Genomic DNA, 18,808 nt, shown 5'->3' on the forward strand with positions numbered 1-18,808 from the left:
AGAACTTACCGCCGCCACCCTAGCTGGTTTCTGCTATTCGAAAGTCCAACATTAGGATTACTCTTTTTTGCTTAAGCAAGAATTTGGGTCAGGATCAGGCTATTCGTCAAAACCCTGCTTTGGGATGACGGCGAGACGGAACTGCGCACGCTTCGTGTTCGGTAAAATACCTTCGCGCCTCGGTTGATAAAGAAAAGCCAGAAGTGTATCACTCTGATGGACACCAGATTTAATTCCTCTACGCGAAGGCATAACGACCCGCGAAAAAGCCTTCTACACCACCAACGCCAACGAATCGTGGAACAGCGTAATCCAGCTGGGGATAACGAAATGCACAGTCTTCCGACTTCCGGACAGACAACTCAGCTCGGAAGGTGATTTATCTGGCTGTCGGGGATGCGTCAAAAAAAGGGGTATGCCGATCCAAAACAGGTGGCTGGCGATAAGCCGCTTTATTATCAAGTTCGGTGACCGCCTGGGCGATCACCTTAATCGGGTAGAAGTGACAAAGAATTATTTACAGAGTCGAATAAAACTAATTCTACCGCAATATTCATCGCGTTTATCAAAGTCATCCTGGTGATCGCACAAAACTGATCACACCAAAAAGCTAGCCTAGAATAAGGTTGAAATAAATTGCTTCTTTATTCCTGTTTCATTCTTCCACGCAAATAACTTTCGACGTAGTCGTCAAGTTCCTTCAGTCGCCCCTGAAATGAGTCAATCATGTGATCTTGTTCTGGCTCAGGCAGTTGACGAAATAAATTAAGCATTCGAATTTCACGATCTTTCAAGCCCGAGTCTTCGTCGACCTTTTTACCAAAGAGCCAGGCGATGGAAACACCACTCGCATCCGCTACGGCCAGTGCGGAGGCTTTGCTAATGGTTCCCGTTTTAAACCATCCAGTAACCGCTTGCTTGCTGACGTTTGCGGCTCTGGCCATATCGGCCTTGGAAAAACCTTTTTTGTTAAGTTCAGCGAGCCTGGAAATAAGGCTGTTATCAAAATCGTTCATTGGCATAGCGTTCATTGTGTTCCGGAACTGAGTTCGGCATGGTTAATTGAAAATTGATTTTTTAATAAAGTAATTCTTTATATCCCTATAGATATATTTAGGATAAATCATGTTAAGCAATGATTTGGTTAAATATAACAGTGAGTAAAGCTTAGTGTCATTCAATGGTTGATTCGCTTTTGATGCTGTGTGATGAAATGATGTCACGCTGGTAATGTTTCCTCCCTCTTAAACAGTGGGTGACATCGGCGCATAATTTCTTTAGTCGTGACTATATTTAACTAGCTTCACGTTTTGGGAGCAATAGTTATTAGTAATAAATTGAATGGGAGAATAGTCTAATTCGGCATCGATGAACCTTTTCAAGTTGAATTCTCATGGAGGAGATAACCATTCGTATTAAGGCAATAGGGTCTAAGAAAATGAAGTTTATCAGATATAACGTTTAGTCAGGTCATAACATGGCGATGTGGATAAGAGCCTTGGGTTGCTTAGCGCTCACATCCAGAAAAATTCGAGAGTCAGCGAAGAATAAGCGAGATTCAGGCGGCATCGGCCGCAAATACCAAGGGACCTTCTTCACGCTAATGTGTCACGGAGTCAGCCGCAACGATGACTTCTTTTTTCAATGAATCATCGACCTGGACACACCAGAGTTTGTCACCCTTCATTTATAGATAACCATCTTAGAACCAATGGATCGGCTTTGGACAACATCGCCTTCATTGAACGTAGGCTATTTCTCAGCTATGTAAATGATTTTCACTATAACCGGTTTATCATTTTTAGTTGTTTATTACTGTGAAATTAGTTGATGAGAATTCACTGAATTGAACAAATATTTTTATTCTCGAACGATCATAGACGTGTGGGGCAAGTTCGGGTAGCACCTTTAATATTCAACAGATGTTGTCTATGACAGGGTTTATTTTACAGAGGATTGAGAAGGACGTTTGGATAGAAATTATTAATGTGAAAACGATTGCGATTATGGCTTTATTTTTTATGAAAGCGTTGGTCTTAAAAAATTATTTTAGGCAATGAGCAGGTAAGGTAAGAGATTATTTTGGCGCTCTCCAACAATTATCGGGGAAAAGGCTCATGCCCTTATAACTTGACAAAAATACGAGCCGGTGTGGCGGGGCGGCTGAATAGCATGGAGTCGATTAGGTGCATTTGCCCCTATCTGCTACAAAGTGAAGTATCAAAAGCGATGATTAAGACTTGGATAAGCCAGGATTGAGCTGTGTGGCTACCACGTCGATATTTCGGGGTGAGGCTCTATATCCTGCCATGTATACTCTGATTATTTTTTAAAACGTCAATGGCGGTTTGCATGGCAATTTTATCATCACGCCGTTTCTGCTTGCCTTGCATGACTTGCAGAAAATCAAGCAGGGTGCGCGTGTTGACTGGACGACCGACTTTGATCACTTCCAGAACGGCGTTGCCTAAGATGATTTTGACCGGCGGTAGCTGGGCAGGATACCAGTTCAAGGCGTCTTCTGATTTCATATTAAAATTCTCTGGGAAGGGCAGTATAGCACGTTGCCGTCCCTAGGTTCTTAACTCATCTGCAGCTTATCGCTGCTCGGCTTCCTGGTGGAGGTGGCAATGTTCTGCCGGGTGACAACGGCACCAGGCGACATTCCGTTTGCTGATGAAGGTATCGAAAGGGGCTATCGTGACGAATATGGAGAGCGTAGGAAAGTTTTGGGCTGACTGATTACCCGCTGCGTGTATTAAGAATGCCTCCTGATAGCGTCATGAGGTGAACCTTGATTGAAGTCAGCCCAGGGATGGGGCGCGCCACGATCAGAATAACTATTCTGTCCGATTATTATCATTTGTGTCGCGACTTTTATCCTTATCACCTTGGTTGCGGGCGCGACGCTGTAGGAATAACTCTATCGTTTGATAACCCGCAATCCCCAACGCTGCGCCAATCCCATTAATGGCAATTGGGGACAGCGTCGGGAATTGTATCAATGCGACTCCGGCAATCATCGACACAAAACCTCCCAATAATAACCGGCCGGTAAATTGTCCCATACTGATGGGCTTGCCGCCGATCAAAACCTTGCCGACGGCAATCAGCAGGCCGATAAGGAATAGCGACAATACACTTTTATCTGCTTCACTCATTATGTTAACTCCTCTTGTAGGTCATTGATGGGGATGAATTTTCTTTTTGGCTAACGCATACCCCGTCCAAACGTTCATCTAAGCTGGATTTGACTAGCTTTCCGATGGCACGCCACGCGTCGGAAGGAAGATGAAATGTTGCTGTCATGCGGATCATTCCTGATTGCAACGTTGCGATACCAGTCACGTTATGTAATCAGTTTACGGCCCTTGGGAGCCAGCGCTTTGGGTTGTATAAGCGGGGAGCAAACAGTGTGTCTGCCAATGCAGGGAAAGCCGGGTTGAAACATGCCGCTGAAGTCAGCGGCAACCGACAGGGAGTATAGACAGGTAGAATTTTTTTGCTGATCTATTCGGTGACAGCGTCACTTATCACTGTTTTTCACGTCGTGTTTATAACCGCGAGATGAGTGAATACTTTGGCGTTTAGCCTGATACATCGCCGTGTCTGCCTGGTGGATGAAATGATTGACATCCAGACGGTCATTTTTACCCAAAATGGCGATACCCACGCTGGCGGACAGGAGGATGTTTTGGCCGCGGATGCGAATGGGCTTTTGAAAGCGCTCTTTTAGTGTACGACAAAGCTCATTCACTTCGTGCTCCATATCATGGTGCTCATGCCGCACCATCACGAACTCATCTCCTGAGAGCCGTCCGATTAAATCTTCTGGGCGGGTATTTTGACCTAAAATGCGTGCAAAGGTTTTGATGACTCGATCGCCGAATTCGTGTCCGTAACGGTCATTGTAGTGTTTGAAGTTGTCCAGATCGAAGAACAGCAGCGCCAGACCGCTCTGTCGTTGCTTCATTGCGAGCTGATTGAGGTAGGAGATCACGGCGCGTCGGTTGGGTAATCCGGTGAGATGATCGTGATTGGCTTCGAATTTCAGCTGATCGCGCAGGGATGTCAGGTCGGTGATGTCAGTGGAGAACACATATACCCCTTGCTCTGGCGGCTCTGCGGGCACCATCTGAGTGTGATAGGTGATTCGTTCCCCCGAAGGCAAGTCGACGGTGTGCTCAATATGCAACGGCCGCCGATCATTGCGCACCTTATCCAACAACGGGGTAAACAGCTTGCGCTCCTTAGGACGCAAGATTGTGTTAATGCTGCAATTGATAGGCTCATCGCCCGTACTTCCCAGCAGCAGCTTAAGATGACGATTGGCGAAGGTGAAGACGTTGTCAGGGCTGATGCATGAAATCATCGCGGGAATATTATCGGTGATGTCCTGGATGAACTGATGGCTATGCTGCAGCTCTTCCGTACGCTGTTCAACACGCTGTTCCAACTCTTTACTTAACGTGAGAAGCGCGGCTTCCGAGGCTTTCTGATTGCTGATGTCGGTAATTGCCAGCAGCAAGCCATGCTGGCTGCCATCGGGATTGTACAGAAGCGCCACCGACACCATCGCCCACATCAGCGAGCCATCCATCCGGCAATAGCGCTTCTGGAACGTTGTATTGCGATGGCCCATTTTTAAAAGGTGGTCATAACGCTCTCTGGTTAACTCGAGATCACCGTGGTACGTGACACTTTCCATGGTGGTCTGCAACAGCGCTTCCTCGGAATATCCCATCATTTTGCAGATCGTGTGGTTGACCCTGATAGGTTTTTTATCCGGCGTCATCAGTACGAGGCCAATCGCCGCCTGAGAAAAGATCTGACGGTTGACGTAATCTGCTCTGTGGAGCATATCTCGCGTGCTTTCGGCTTCCGCCTGCATCTCGACTCTCTGCAAATAGGTTTGCACTACATAAGCCATGTCGCTCAGCTGTTCAAGCTTTTTGCTGTCGAATTCAATGGGCTGGCTGTGATACAGACAAAGCGCCCCCAGCGGGATGCCGTAGAACGAACGTAGCGGATAACTGGCATGGAATCGGACCTGTTGCTTGCCCGTCACCATGGGATTATCGCTGAATCGGGGATCTTTCCGTGCGTCGGAAACGATAAGCGGTTCGTTGGAAGCCACCGTGTGAACGCAAAAGGAGATCGATAAAGGCGTCTCCGAATAGGGAAAGTTTCGCCGTGATAACGACCATTGTCGGTCGGAGTCGATTAAAGAGATCACCACGCTATCGACCTCGAAAAAGGACTGGGTAATGCGGGTAACACGTTCCAATTCTTCGACCGGTCGCGTATCCAGGATGTTCATCATGCGCAAGAGGGCACTCCGTTGTTCCTTAGCGCCGGCATCGAGAGGCGGAGTCATGGTTATGCCTTAAGTAATTTACTGTTAGGGTCGATGCCCGGATGGAGTGTCGTTCAAAAAAGAGTGGCCATCCCGGCATGTATAAAGGTTGTAAGGCCGATTAATCCTGCACGCCAGACTGGCCGCCAGTTCACCCTGTTCAGGAGGTGACAAGCCACAGAAGAAACGAACCTCTTCGGGAAAGAACGCTACGCTACCATTTCAGCATAATGCAACTTTTAGTTATTTATTCCACAGCCGCGGGCCGCCAGTAGCGTAAGTGACTGCTGTTAATTTGAATTATAGCCAGAAACTTCCTTGTGAAGAGATTTCTCGCCCGAACTCACTAATATGAAAGAAAAATTATATGGAAAACGACGCGTTTATGCCAATCGGCCGCTCAGGGGGACTCGTCAGGTGATAAGCCAGTGACGCCTACAATGGCTCTATGCCGACTATTCGCGTGTGTGGACGCAAATGCCATTGACGTAAGTTTTAGCCACATTTCTGTCATCACCTTGCATCATCAGAGCAAAAAGCTTCTCATCCAGCGTGGTCGCCTGCTCCTGTCGCAAGCGCTGTAGGGGGGTGTATGCCCAGTCGAGGACCACGAAGTCCGCCTCTTTCCCCGGCAGAAAATTTCCCAGTTTATCATCCAATGACAGCGCCGCCGCGCTCCCTAATGTCGCTTGATACAGCCCCTCTCGGGCGGACAGTTTTTCGCCCAGCAACTGCTGAACCTTGTAACCCTCATTCAGTGTTTGCAGGAGAGATAAACTGGTGCCTGCTCCGACATCCGTGCCCAGCCCCACTCGGATCCCGGCGGCTTTCAGAGAATGCAACGGAAACAGTCCGCTGCCTAGGAACAGGTTGGAACTCGGGCAGAAGGCGACAGAAGAGCGGCTGTGCGACAGCGTGTCCACTTCTTCCTTTTCGAGATGGAGGGCATGTGCGAACAGGGAGCGAGGACCGGTGAGACCGTGGTGGTGATACACATCCAGATAGTGGCGATGCTCGGGAAAAAGTGATTTCACCCAGGCAATCTCCTGCTTGTTCTCGCTGAGATGCGTTTGCATATAAACGTCTGGGAATTCTCGCAGCAGTTCACCCGCCAGCCTTAATTGTTCTGACGTGGATGTCGGCGCGAAACGTGGCGTTACCGCATATAAAAGACGCCCATGATGATGCCATTTTTGAATCAGGGCGCGGCTGTCCTGGTAGCTCTGTTGCGCACCATCGCATAAGGCGTCAGGCGCGTGTCGGTCCATCAACACTTTCCCGGTAATTAACCTCATCGCTTTATCCGCCGCTGCGGTAAAAAGTGCGTCGACAGACTGCGGGTGCACGGTCGCAAAAACCATCGCGCTGGTGGTACCGTGCCGCAGCAGCTCCCGGATAAATATGTCAGCCATCTGGCGAGAGTATTCGGCATCCGCGTATTTTTGCTCGGTCGGGAACGTATAGGTATCAAGCCATTCCAACAATTGTTCTCCGTAAGAGGCGATCATTTCAATCTGGGGGAAATGGACGTGCGTATCGATAAACCCGGGCATGATCAACCGGCCCCGATAATCTCTGACTGTCAGAGGCGCTAACTCGTTGGCAGCAACGTCTCTATAATTCAGCGCATTCAGTACTTTACCGTTGCGAACAATCAACAAGCCATCCTCAATAAAGTGGGTGGCTTCTGCGGGGTTATGCCGAGGGTCGGCGGTAAAGTGAAGCAGGCTGGCGCGGTACGCCTGAGTGTCAGCGGCATCAATCATTCACACCTCCCTGAGAAGCTAAAACAGGTTTTATCCATAAATGAGACCTCTGAATATTCATCGATGGCGAAGAATGGAGGGCATCAGCTGATTTTTGAGTGTGCTTGTCTGTAGCAGGAATTCGTCTGTTTGTTTGCACGTACGTAATGAAGGACCATAGGTGCAAGTGACTGAAAATCAGTAAAAGTCACTTGATACTAAAAGCACGGTCCGGCGGACGTCAATAACAGAAGACGGCTGAAATGATAAAGCTGATAAGCGAATCGAAGGTTCTTCAGTAATAGCCAGAATGGGGGGCGTTTCCCCCTCACTAAGCAAGGGGGGAGGAAGTGATTAGGGCGGAGGGGTATCGGCAAGAGGTTCTACGGGGTCCACTTTTCTTGGCACCATGATTGATCGTGTGACGGCTTCCAAGGTCACGAATGTGTGCCCGCAGTTAACGTTAGTACACTGGTGGTAGCGCTCCTTGGCGCCATCTGAAAGATATCGGCTGGAACGTGCATGGGCGGCGTGGTGGCATAAAGGGCAATGCATCATGTTGGGTATCTCCTCAAACATATTCATCTTTTCGACATAACTTAATGGTGAAACCTTTTATTTGAATTTGCAAACTTTTTTCTAAAGCAATTCTTGCAAAAAAAGACGGGTAGCGAAAACAAACCGCGATTTATCAATATTTTATTGTTTGTTTGTCGAAATTTGACGATTCGATAAAGTGTTTTTTATTTGATTTTTTGTTCACAAAATGAGTTTATGATATTACAGTTAACGGTGTAAAAGAGAGCGGATGTCGGTTTCGTACTTTCATTGGTGGAGCGCGTTGGCTATCATTCGCGCGCTCTGTCACGGAATCCGTCTTGACAGCAAATTATTATGGTCGGGCTGTTTTACTGTCGGAAATAATTGTTTACAGTGTAAGCCTTGGTTAACAGCCCGCAGAAGAGTTATCGGAGAGTAAGCGTGACAGGTTCCACCCCTTTAGACGTGAGGCAGCTCATCAACGAACGTCCCCTTAGCGCCTATCAAAAGCTGATTGTCATCCTTTCATTCTGCATCATTGCATTGGACGGCATGGATATCGCCATCATGGGCTTTATCGGACCTTCGCTGAAAGCCGCCTGGGGAATAGGCAACGCTGAGCTGGCGATTGTGATCAGCGCGGCACTAGTGGGGCTGGCTATGGGCGCGATGATTTCGGGCCCGCTTGCAGACTGGCGCGGACGCAAAGTCGTTATCATCACCAGCGTATTCCTGTTTGGGCTGTGGACGCTATTGGCGGCGTTCTCCGAAAACGTACAGCACCTGATTATTTTCCGTTTCCTGACCGGGTTAGGGCTGGGCGCCGCCATGCCTAATGTAGGCACACTGGTCGCGGAATACGCACCGGAAAAGAAACGCTCGTTTATCATCACTATCGTATTCTGCGGCTTCAGTGTGGGCGCTGCGGCGGGCGGATTTGCCGCCTCCTGGCTGATCCCACAGTGGGGCTGGCATACCGTGCTGCTGATGGGCGGGATTCTGCCGCTATTGCTGCTGCCGTTCCTGGTGGTGAAACTGCCTGAGTCCGTCAGATTCCTGGTGGCCAAACGCGCAAATTCAGAGCGTATTCATCACATCGTCGAAAAAATCGCTCCCGGTGTCAGTCACAGCGGGACTCAGTTCGCCATGCCCGCAGAAAACAAAAAAGCCACGTTCGCCGTACGTCTAGTCTTATCTAAAGAGTACCGCTTCGGCAGTTTCATGCTGTGGGGGGGGTATTTCTTTGGGTTATTCATGGTGTACTTGTTAGGGAGTTGGCTGCCTACTGTCATCAAAGAGGCCGGGATGACGGTCACTCAGGCGACGGTTATCACCGCGCTGTACCAGTCTGGCGGTGCTTTTGGTTCTCTGTTCGCCGGTTGGCTCATGGATCGAATCAATCCTCACCTGGCGCTCGGCGTTATCTACGCGGCGGGCGGCGCGGCGACGGCGATGATCGGGTTGTCGGAATCCTATTTTGTTTTACTCGCCCTACTGGCATCGACCAGCGGTTTTTGTCTCAACGGCGCGAATACCGGCATGAATGCGCTTTCCGCGCGTTTTTACCCGACGGCGGCGCGTGCGACGGGGTCAGGATGGATGCATGGCGTTGGGCGTATGGGCGCGATCATGAGCGCATTTGCCGGCGCGCAGGTGCTGGGCATGGAATGGAGCTTCGGTATGATGTTCGCCGTTCTGGCTTTGCCAGCCTTCCTGACGGCCTTAATGATCTTGGCGAAAGGACAGCTTGGTCGTCGTCATCGCTCCGTCGCTTTTATCTATTAGACTTCTGTGGTGTTGCCCTGAATGCCGGGGCAATACTGTTTCCACATTTTATCGGCTGCGTTTCGCATGCCGTTCCCAATTTTCTTGACGCGACCGCGCTGACTTTCTTAATGCGACATAACAGGCCCCGTGACCGCCGTGTACGGGCTGTGCGACGCAGAATGCCTGTACTGACTCAAATTGAGACAGCCAGCGGGCAAGGTAGCTGCGTATAATATTGGCATGAGATACCTCATCGCGGCCTTTACCGTGAATAATGAGCAGATTGCGCAGGTGGTCGTGCTCCGCCTGAAGCATAAACTGAAATAGGCTGTCACGGCAGACGGACACCGGTTTTCTTATCAGATTCAGACTGGCATCCAGCGAGTATTTTCCCTGACGTAGTTTATCCAGTACGCCTCGCTGGATCCCATCTTGAGTGTGCATCAAGGGTTCATCCAGAGGAAGCATGTCGATGTAGCCGCTGATCAGGAAATTAGTCGGTTTGCTGAACGCTACACTCTTTTTTTTCTTCAAAGCAGGCGCTTTTTGAAGGTGTACCTTCGTGCAGCAGGAGGGCAGTGGCGTGACATCGTCAACCGCGTGTCTGAACAGAAATTTTTCATCAGGCGTCATGTGAGTCCCCTCAATTAGCTACGGAGCATGATGACTATAACGGGAGCTGAAAAAAATATCATCGGGTTGCTTGAATCCAGTTACCGGAGCACGCCCCCATCCTGGATGCCAGGGGATGCGACGATAAAGGCGTGCACAATTATCTGACATAAATCAGCGCATAGTCTTATTGTTTTCCCTTTTTTCAATGTCTTGATTTGACCTTATAATATTCATGGTTTCATCAATATTTCATTCTGGGATTGCTTACATCAATCAGTGGTGCTGTAGGAAAAGCAGGAAATACAATATTGTTTTCTGTTCGGCTCTGTATGAGTAAATTATTCATTTCAGATGACTTGAGAAATAAAAAAGAGAGGCGTTGACGAGTGACGCGTAACGCTATTTTTCATGCTATGAAAACATTGTGTATTCAGGGGGATTTCACTTTTTTCTGATAAAGCTGTAGTCGCGGCAGCGAAAAATACAATTCAAAACATGAGCATTGGAAGTTTGCTATGAGCGATCCTTTCATTTGCTCCATCCTCTTAAGCGCGACGCGTATTAACCCGGCGACACGGCTAACCACATATGACGGCTGACCGGATCTATCGTGGGCTGCTGTAATGCGCGAGAGTCGCATGAGCAAGTCTGTCTGGCCGAGGAGAATAAGTAGGTAATAAGGCCGTGCTTACACCGCAAATCAATGATTGATACAGTGATAGTCGGGCTTTCCTGAGGGTGTTTTACTAATCTGCGGCTAATTGACGGTAAAGCTTTAAAACCAACGACGATTTATTCATCAGTGCGCCTGACAGAAGAAATATAATAATGATCATTGATGACTCGGGTAGGTAATCACCGTTGCATATGAAGCGTTCTTGATAGGGATACTGAGGTTCGAGTAGAAATTTTCACATACGACTTGCCATCGAAGATTGGAAATTATTCCAACAAGCCTACCTAGGCGGTTAATAGACATTAGGTCAAAACGACACTATTTTTAGTGAGTCACCCGTGTTGATGAATCACTGGATGAGAATAGGTTTGTTAACTTCCGCGTCCAGGCTGATAAATATCAAAAATGACGGCAAGATAATGCCTTTGGACAAGACTTTTTTGTTAACAGAAACATCAACTATTCAGGGATGCCGTGCGGGAACGCTGTCTACAAGGAATGCCGATTTAACCAGGCTTTGAGCCGCTGAATATCGCCGCTGTCCTGCAGCGCTTGCTGAAAGTCTTCCGCTTCTACCGCACCATGAGCCAGATCGGCAATCAACGACATCGCGACTTGCATCTCGTCAGGCCGGATATGTGAGAGTAGCGTCATATCCGCAATTAGCTTGATTCTGGCTAAGGTCAATTCTTGATTTTCGAGATGTTCCACAATAGTCTGCCCGTCTTCTTAACTGTATTTATGTACAGTATTTTATAGAATGCCATATTCGTCAACCCATAACTGCCCACGGAATTTGAGAAATGGACTTCTTAGCGTTACACCCAGTGCTATGATTATAACCTATTGATTAAAAATGAGTCGTTAAGCTGGTTGTGATCTTGAGAAAGGAAAAAGCGGGCTTGCGGCCTGATGTGGCGATTTTTTGATTAGTAAGTAAGTTAACTGAATCGTTGCACTGGAAATTTGGGGAAAAGGCCGCAATATTTCCATCCTGGATAGCGGTAAAATTGTAATATCATCAGATGTCGCGCAGTTTTACTTCGATAATCAAAGCTGTGACGGTTTTTAGGGCGGTTAAGGCACATATCTTATCTATTTCCATGCTCAAGAGGTGTTTTTGAACAGAGAAAGCAATACCACAGCAGCGGTTTCTGTGCTGGGGAGAATCCTGTCAAGCTATGGGGTGAAAACACAAAAGGAATTGAGCGAAGTGACAGGTATTCCGGCAAATACCATCAGCAACTGGGTTCAGCGAGGCAGTGTCCCCGGCAATATTATCCTAAAATGCGCGCTTGATAACGGCGTTGATGCAGGGTGGCTGGTGACCGGCGAGTTCGTTGACACGCCTGAGATGTTGCATCAAGACGTCGATCTCAAGGGCAAAGCGCTCTATGACCAAGTTCTGGCTTCTGGCGGTCGTGCCGTGTTGCGGCGGATGCTTGATGCCTACGGCTTTAGCACGCAAAAAGAGCTGGGCGAGCTGTTGGATATCGCGCCCGGTACCATCAGCACCTGGATCCGCCGTGATTTTTTCCCGGGTGATGTCGTGGTGGCGTGCGCGCTGGATACCGGCGTATCGCTGGAGTGGCTGGCTATCGGCAAAGGATCTCCCCATCACATAAGGCATACTGACGCAAATGATGCCGGGGATACCGTTTTGGTGCCGCGTAAGACGCTCAAGGCGGGCAAGCTTCAACTAGACAGTGACTGGAAAGCAGATTCCGTGCTCCTGCCTGCAGGCGTGCATTCGCCTCTGTTAGTGGAAGGCAGTACCGCGTCATGGCTGGTGGATACTGGCGTTACCTGCCTGGCTAACGGTCGTTGGCTGCTGGATATAGACGGCAGAAACGATATCTATGATGTTTCGCTGCTGCCGGGTAAAAAGATCTCCGTGACAGGCAGTGCCGCGCAATTCCAGTGCGGAGCTGATGAAGTGTCGCCGGTTGGACTGGTGGTCTTAACCATTATCCGCAATGTCTGAAGGGGCGAAGCGCCTATCGCTTCGCTCTACGTCACCGCAGGTGAATGGGTCATACCAGATTTACTGGAGCATGAATTTGCGGAATTAACAAAGCGCGCTTTGTGGATAAGCTGAATCTGATGACGCAGTCCTGTGCGTGTGCGCCGTGTTTATCGGTTTATACCGCTGCTTGCCAGTGTGATGCGGTGCAGACATTAGCGACTGATTACATGTCGCGGTATTCTTGCGCGGGGCGCCAGAACCCGTCGATAAAGTCTTCGATGGGATAACATCCGCCATTTCGAATGCGTTGCTCACCCATGGTTTTCAAACATTGTGTTTCTGTCTCATAAATGCCCGTAACCAGGTCTTCACAACTCCCGCCCACATAGCAGACAAAAATGATCAATACGAACATGAAATGCCTTCCTCTCTGGATGAATGAGGGCTTGAGAACTAACAGGCTAATGCGGGAAGTGTAGTTGAAAGTGAGTAAGAAAGGGGATGCCTGAGCCGCATCCCGGAAGTCACAGTATTAGTCGCCGCAAGGAGCGGCGCTGGCGCCATCGCGAACCAGGTCCCGTGGAAGCGCGTTTTTAAACCGGCTGCCGATGCGTTTCGCGATTCCCAGCGTGGCGTTGCGCCAAATTAACAGTGCTTCGCTGACATCGGGCAACGCTTCGGGATAGACATCCTTTCCCTGAAACCACGCCTGGGTCTCTGCGGCATTTAGTTCAAACGCGGCGGAGGCGGTTACATCCCCCAATGCGACAATTGCCTCATGCTGCCAGCGATAGCCTTTGGCATAGCGCTCGGCTAGCTTGACCCCGACTCTGGAGAAGCGGACTTTTCCAAGCAACGGTGTCAACGCGACGGGGAATAACCAGATTTCATCATCGCGCTGCCACAATTGAAGTTGCTCTCCGCACCATTCGATACCTTGTTCACGAGCTGCGGCAATGAGTTGCTGCGCTACTTTGCCTTGTAGCGGACTAAATGGAAACTTGCCCATTTTAAAGCCCGGATGCGGCAATGGCGGCACGCTGGCGGTTTTTCTCAGGCGTGCGACGAAGAATCCCTCGCTATCGAAAATCTGAGGGAAAACGTGCAGAAAACCGTCCTCAGTCGCGGCCTGATGAGCTGTTGGAAATAGGTCGTTTAAAGGTTCAATCACACAGGCGTCCGGGAATTGCGCTAGCAGCCAGCGGCAAACCTCCTGATTTTCATGGTGGTTAAGGGTGCAGGTGGAGTAAATCAGCGTTCCTCCCGGCTTCAAGGCGTGGAACGCACTCATGATCAGCTCGCGCTGGGTTGCAGCGATGTTCGCGATACTTTCAAGCGACCAGTGACTCATCGCTGCGGGATCTTTCCTGACTACGCCTTCGCCGGAACAAGGGGCATCCAGTAGCACGGCGTCAAAGCTCTCCGGCAACGCGCTGCCGAAGACGCGCCCGTCAAAATGCGTCAGTGCGGTATTACTGACACCGCATCGGTGTAAATTGGCATGCAATACTTTTACCCGACTGGCCGCATACTCGTTGGCGACGATACCGCCTTGATTATTCATCAGCGCTGCGATTTGCGTAGTTTTCGAGCCTGGCGCCGCTGCAACATCCAGCACACGTTGTGGCTGCGCTCCACCTGAAAAGAGTGCGCTGACGGGCAGCATCGAGCTGGCTTCTTGGATGTAAAACAAGCCGGCGAGGTGCTCAAGCGTATTGCCGAGCCGCACCACTTCTTCATCCGCATTCGTCAGCCAAAATCCCGTCTCACACCAGGGGATGGATTCCAGCGCCCACCCATGGGCTGCGGCAAGCGCACAGAAGTCCGCTACGCTAATCTTGAGGGTGTTGACCCGGATACTGCGACGCAGAGGTCGTTGACAGGCCGCAATGAAATCATCCATTGAGAGATGGCTTGGCATGATGCGCTGAGTGGCATCGATGAATTCGGCTGAGAGCGTTGCTGGGATAGGTTTGGCCACTGGCAATTTCCGTTAGGGCAAAAGCAAAGCGCGGATTTTAGCATAAAGTCATGACTTGCTGGTTCGGGGCGGTCCCTGCCGCCTTGTTCCGGGGATAAGCGGGTAAGACGTCAGTTGGGAAGTGAGACTGTCCTGAATTTTAATGGATCCGCATTTGCTGATTTTATGCGAATGAAGAAATCTAGTAGCATCCTGGTCTGAATACTTATTTAATGGCGCGTCGGCGTGAAACACTGGGCAGTTTGGAAAGAAAATCTTACCGTATGATGAAAAAACAAGAATTTTACGAAGAGTTGGTGAGGGATTTATCGTCACTGATCGCGGGTGAAAACCGATTTATTACTATACTGGCAAACAGCAGCGCCTTGTTGTACGAACGGCTGGAACGCGTTAATTGGGCCGGTTTTTACCTGCTCGATCAGGACACGCTGTTCCTTGGCCCGTTTCAGGGGCGCGTCGCGTGCGTCCGTATTCCTGCGGGTAAAGGTGTATGCGGTCGGGCGGTATCGGAAAAACAGGTACAGCGGGTGGGGGATGTTCACGCATTTCCCGGCCATATCGCCTGTGATGCGGCAAGCAATGCAGAAATCGTATTGCCGCTGGTGGTCAATGAACAATTTATTGGCGTGCTGGATATCGATAGCCCGGAATACCAGCGGTTTGATGCCGATGACGAAGCCGGGTTGAGTGCCGTTGTTTCAACGCTCAATGCTCAACTGGAAAACAGCGATGTACTTAGTTTCATCAATTCTCTCAGTTGAGACACGGATAACGTAGCAATTGCCGATGACGTCATTATAATGACGCCTGTTCATGCCTGCGCCGGTTGGCGAACCCGTTGTAATCAGGAAATTTCATGGAAAATCAACCTAAGTTGAATAGTAGTAAAGAAGTCATCGCTTATCTGGCAGAGCATTTCCCGCTCTGTTTCTCCATTGAAGGCGAAGCACGGCCGTTAAAAATCGGTATTTTTCAGGATCTGGCCGCTCGCGTGCCCGAGTCCGATAACATCAGTAAAACGCAGTTGCGTTCAGCGTTGAGGCTCTACACCTCCAGCTGGCGTTATCTGTATGGCATCAAGCTGGGAGCGCAGCGTGTCGATCTGGACGGTAATCCTTGCGGAGAGCTGGAAGAGCAGCACGTAGAGCATGCGCGTAAACAGTTGGAAGAAGCGAAAGCCCGAGTCCAGGCACGTCGTGCTGAACAGCAGGCTAAGAAACGGGCGGAAGGGGGCGATGCTGCCGAACCTGCACGTAGACGTCCTTCCGCGGGTAAAAACTCGCCCCGCCGCGACAACGGCGCTTCCACCACACGTAAGCCGCGCCAGCCTTCTTCTCGTACAGCACCAACATCCTCATCGGATCGACCGCGCCAGTCTCGTGCGGCTCGAGAAGATCAGCAGGCGCCGCGACAGGCTGTGACGGATATCTCCAGCCTGCACATCGGCCAGGAAATCAAAGTCAGAGCGGGCAAAAGCGCCATGGATGCCACTGTGCTTGAAGTCGCCAAAGATGGAGTCAGAGTTCAGTTGGCTTCAGGAATGGCGATGATCGTACGCGCAGAACACTTGCAGTTCTGATACGGAGGCCAACCTCGGCATGAACAAATTCGTAAAATCGACCGTATTGAGCTGCCTTCTGTTGGCGGGCAGCAGTTTTGCCAATGAGAACATCACGCGGGTCGATCAGATTCCACAATTGCAGCCGGAAGCGCAAGATGCCACCGTTAGTGAGCGCGTCTCGTCACGGTTTTTGCGTTCCCATTACCGGCAATTCATGCTGGATGAACAGTTCTCAGACAAAATTTTTGCTCGCTACCTCAACATGCTCGACTACAGCCACAATGTGCTGTTAGCGTCTGATGTAGCGCAGTTCGACAAGCAAAAAGGGCAGTTGGGTCAAGACCTGAACAATGGTCGACTGGACTTGCCTTATGCGTTATACAACCTGGCGCAGAAACGTCGCTTCGAGCGTTATCAGTATGCGTTGTCGCTGCTGAACAAACCGATGAACCTTACGGGCAACGACTACATCGACCTCGATCGAGACAAAGCGCCTTGGCCGAACTCGCAGGACGAGCTGAACCGTCTGTGGGACGCGAAGGTTAAGTTCGACTGGCTCAGCCTGAAACTGACGGAAAAAACCGACAGCGAAATCAAAGATATTCTGACTAAGCGCTATCAGTCGGCGATTCGCCGACTGGTTCAGACCAACAGCGAAGACGTTTTCCAGCTCGTGATGAACTCACTCGCGCGTGAGATAGACCCGCACACCAGCTATCTTTCCCCACGCAATACCGAACAGTTCAATACCGAAATGAGCCTGTCTCTTGAAGGCATCGGTGCCGTATTGCAAATGGATGAAGATTACGCCGTGATCAACTCCATGGTGCCGGGCGGCCCGGCGATGAAGAGCAAACGCATCGTAGTCGGCGACCGCATTGTCGCAGTCGGTCAGACGGGAAAACCGATGGTGGACGTTATCGGATGGCGATTGGATGATGTCGTCGCATTGATCAAGGGACCGAAAGGCAGCAAGGTACGCCTTGAGATCCTCCCGGCCGGCAAAGGTACGAAAGCCAAAACGGTAACGCTGACGCGTGAGCGTATTCGCCTTGAAGATCGTGCGGTCAAAATGACCATCAAAAATGCCGGTAAGGATAAAGTCGGCGTACTGGATATCCCCGGTTTCTACGTGGGGCTGACGGATGACGTAAAAGTTCAGCTCCAGAAACTGGAAGCCGAGAACGTCAGCAGCGTGATCATTGACCTACGGGGTAACGGCGGCGGAGCGCTGACTGAAGCCGTCAGCCTTTCCGGACTGTTTATCCCGAGCGGTCCCGTGGTACAGATTCGCGATAATAACGGCAAGATCCGTGAGGACAGCGATACCGATGCCACCCTCTATTACAAAGGTCCGTTGGTAGTTCTGGTAGACCGCTTCAGCGCCTCAGCGTCGGAAATCTTCGCCGCGGCGATGCAGGATTACGGACGCGCGTTGATTGTGGGCGAACCGACCTTCGGTAAAGGCACTGTGCAGCAATATCGGTCCCTAAATCGCATCTACGATCAGATGCTGCGCCCGGATTGGCCAGCGCTCGGTTCGGTGCAGTACACGATCCAGAAGTTCTACCGTATCAATGGCGGCAGCACCCAGCGTAAAGGCGTAACGCCTGACATCATTATGCCGACTGGGCTGGAAACGATTGAGACCGGAGAGAAGTTCGAAGACAACGCCTTGCCGTGGGACAGTATCAAACCGGCTGATTACACCAAAATGGGTGATTTCACCGCATTGTTGCCGGTCCTGAAGGCGGATTACGACCAGCGTATCGCCAAAGATCCCGAGTTCCAGTACATCCAGCAGGATGTCGCTCGCTTCAAGGCGCTCAAGGAGAAACGCGACCGTGTTTCTTTGAATTTGGCTCAGCGCCAGAAAGAGAACAATGACGATGAAGCAATTCGTCTGCAGCGAATCAATGAGCGGTTGGCCCGTCAGGGGAAACCGACGCTGAAGTCTCTGGATGCGTTGCCGAAGGATTATCAGGAGCCGGATCCGTATCTGGATCAAACTGTGCAGATTGCTGAAGATTTAGCTCTGCAAAAACAGGCTAAATGATAAACCTCGCAGTATGAATAACAGGCCCTGGCGAATAACGCCGGGGCCTGTTTGTTTCTATCCCCCGTTTTTATCCCTGTTTTTTTCGCGATTCCAATGCGTCTGATTCTCAACGAATCGTCACATTTTCTGTTTTATAACGCCTACCTATGCCTGCTTTGATATGAGTCAAACGGCAAACTGTCGACTGAAATATATTAAGAATTATTCTTACTTGTCTTTTTATCTCACAAAAAGACAGCCGTTTAAGCACACTCCCGCATGACAGGGATAGATAGGAGGTCCGCGGATGACCTTATGTATTCAAACACTGCTCGATGTTCCCCTTAACACACATAGCGTGGTCGCGCGTATACGTCTCGCGGGCGAACAGCAGCAACGGCTGATGGATCTGGGTATCCGTATCGGACGAGACGTCCGGGTTATTCAGCGCGAGGTCAATCAGCCGTTAATGCTGGCCGCAGGCGACAGCCGAATCGCCATCAACTGGGATATGGGTAAGCAGGTGTGGGTATCGCCACAGCAGTTAGGAAGGAATGGATAAC

General features: G+C 50.1%; 16 protein-coding genes and 1 pseudogene. 7 read left to right on the forward strand and 10 right to left on the reverse strand.

Annotation, left to right across the window (positions count from 1 at the left end):
- Nucleotides 1–265: 265 nt before the first annotated feature.
- Nucleotides 266–490, forward strand: a pseudogene (locus tag BLU64_RS17570) (IS256 family transposase); the annotation flags it as partial.
- A gap of 154 nt (nucleotides 491–644) precedes the next feature.
- On the opposite strand, the gene BLU64_RS03070 reads toward BLU64_RS17570, so the two are convergent.
- The 6 genes from BLU64_RS03070 to BLU64_RS03095 all read right to left on the reverse strand — a co-directional run bounded on the left by BLU64_RS03070 (nucleotide 645) and on the right by BLU64_RS03095 (nucleotide 7,659).
- The gene (locus BLU64_RS03070) at nucleotides 645–1,022 is read right to left on the reverse strand and encodes a helix-turn-helix domain-containing protein (protein ID WP_026742358.1); all 378 of its coding nucleotides are present in this window, start codon (nucleotides 1,020–1,022) and stop codon (nucleotides 645–647) included.
- Between the two features lie 1,275 nt (nucleotides 1,023–2,297).
- The gene (locus tag BLU64_RS03075) at nucleotides 2,298–2,531 is read right to left on the reverse strand and encodes a hypothetical protein (RefSeq protein ID WP_074727906.1); all 234 of its coding nucleotides are present in this window, start codon (nucleotides 2,529–2,531) and stop codon (nucleotides 2,298–2,300) included.
- Nucleotides 2,532–2,840: 309 nt separating this feature from the next.
- On the reverse strand, nucleotides 2,841–3,161 hold the full coding sequence (locus BLU64_RS03080; protein WP_026742360.1) for a phage holin family protein: 321 nt from the start codon (nucleotides 3,159–3,161) through the stop codon (nucleotides 2,841–2,843).
- A 365-nt stretch (nucleotides 3,162–3,526) separates the two neighbouring features.
- Entirely contained in the window at nucleotides 3,527–5,377 is a 1,851-nt protein-coding gene (locus tag BLU64_RS03085; RefSeq protein WP_051625484.1) for a bifunctional diguanylate cyclase/phosphodiesterase, read from the reverse strand.
- A gap of 434 nt (nucleotides 5,378–5,811) precedes the next feature.
- Nucleotides 5,812–7,122, reverse strand: coding sequence for a guanine deaminase (gene guaD / locus BLU64_RS03090; RefSeq protein ID WP_026742361.1), 1,311 nt, complete (start codon nucleotides 7,120–7,122; stop codon nucleotides 5,812–5,814).
- 333 nt (nucleotides 7,123–7,455) lie between these two features.
- Nucleotides 7,456–7,659, reverse strand: coding sequence for an ogr/Delta-like zinc finger family protein (locus BLU64_RS03095; RefSeq protein WP_071999771.1), 204 nt, complete (start codon nucleotides 7,657–7,659; stop codon nucleotides 7,456–7,458).
- Nucleotides 7,660–8,082: 423 nt separating this feature from the next.
- Here BLU64_RS03095 and BLU64_RS03100 point away from each other — a divergent pair, with 423 nt between their 5' ends.
- Nucleotides 8,083–9,426, forward strand: coding sequence for an MFS transporter (locus BLU64_RS03100; RefSeq protein ID WP_026742362.1), 1,344 nt, complete (start codon nucleotides 8,083–8,085; stop codon nucleotides 9,424–9,426).
- A 48-nt stretch (nucleotides 9,427–9,474) separates the two neighbouring features.
- Here BLU64_RS03100 and smrA read toward each other — a convergent pair whose 3' ends face one another.
- Together smrA and BLU64_RS03110 are read right to left on the reverse strand one after the other, a co-directional pair.
- Nucleotides 9,475–10,041 (reverse strand): DNA endonuclease SmrA, encoded by a 567-nt coding sequence (gene smrA / locus BLU64_RS03105; protein WP_026742363.1) that lies wholly within the window; start codon nucleotides 10,039–10,041, stop codon nucleotides 9,475–9,477.
- Between the two features lie 1,147 nt (nucleotides 10,042–11,188).
- Nucleotides 11,189–11,353: a hypothetical protein gene (locus BLU64_RS03110; RefSeq protein WP_235195089.1), complete on the reverse strand. Its 165-nt coding sequence runs from the start codon at nucleotides 11,351–11,353 to the stop codon at nucleotides 11,189–11,191.
- Between the two features lie 460 nt (nucleotides 11,354–11,813).
- On the opposite strand from BLU64_RS03110, the gene BLU64_RS03115 reads away from it, so the two are divergent.
- Nucleotides 11,814–12,683 (forward strand): phage repressor protein CI, encoded by an 870-nt coding sequence (locus tag BLU64_RS03115; RefSeq protein ID WP_026742365.1) that lies wholly within the window; start codon nucleotides 11,814–11,816, stop codon nucleotides 12,681–12,683.
- 205 nt (nucleotides 12,684–12,888) lie between these two features.
- On the opposite strand, the gene BLU64_RS03120 is transcribed toward BLU64_RS03115, so the two are convergent.
- Both BLU64_RS03120 and rsmF read right to left on the reverse strand, forming a co-directional pair.
- Complete coding sequence (locus BLU64_RS03120; RefSeq protein ID WP_026742366.1) at nucleotides 12,889–13,080, reverse strand: YdfD/YebW family protein; 192 nt, start codon at nucleotides 13,078–13,080, stop codon at nucleotides 12,889–12,891.
- A 117-nt stretch (nucleotides 13,081–13,197) separates the two neighbouring features.
- The gene (gene rsmF / locus BLU64_RS03125; protein WP_026742367.1) at nucleotides 13,198–14,646 is read right to left on the reverse strand and encodes a 16S rRNA (cytosine(1407)-C(5))-methyltransferase RsmF; all 1,449 of its coding nucleotides are present in this window, start codon (nucleotides 14,644–14,646) and stop codon (nucleotides 13,198–13,200) included.
- Nucleotides 14,647–14,912: 266 nt separating this feature from the next.
- Here rsmF and BLU64_RS03130 point away from each other — a divergent pair, with 266 nt between their 5' ends.
- From BLU64_RS03130 to BLU64_RS03145, 4 genes are all read left to right on the forward strand, one after another.
- Nucleotides 14,913–15,407, forward strand: a complete 495-nt coding sequence (locus tag BLU64_RS03130; RefSeq protein ID WP_074728050.1) for a GAF domain-containing protein — start codon at nucleotides 14,913–14,915, stop codon at nucleotides 15,405–15,407.
- Between the two features lie 95 nt (nucleotides 15,408–15,502).
- On the forward strand, nucleotides 15,503–16,225 hold the full coding sequence (gene proQ / locus BLU64_RS03135) for an RNA chaperone ProQ (protein ID WP_026742369.1): 723 nt from the start codon (nucleotides 15,503–15,505) through the stop codon (nucleotides 16,223–16,225).
- A gap of 19 nt (nucleotides 16,226–16,244) precedes the next feature.
- Entirely contained in the window at nucleotides 16,245–18,263 is a 2,019-nt protein-coding gene (gene prc / locus BLU64_RS03140) for a carboxy terminal-processing peptidase (RefSeq protein WP_026742370.1), read from the forward strand.
- Between the two features lie 289 nt (nucleotides 18,264–18,552).
- Nucleotides 18,553–18,807: a FeoA family protein gene (locus BLU64_RS03145; protein WP_026742371.1), complete on the forward strand. Its 255-nt coding sequence runs from the start codon at nucleotides 18,553–18,555 to the stop codon at nucleotides 18,805–18,807.
- The last annotated feature ends 1 nt before the right edge of the window (nucleotide 18,808 follow it).

The organism is Lonsdalea quercina (assembly GCF_900107885.1).
GTDB classification, from domain to species: Bacteria; Pseudomonadota; Gammaproteobacteria; order Enterobacterales; family Enterobacteriaceae; genus Lonsdalea; species Lonsdalea quercina.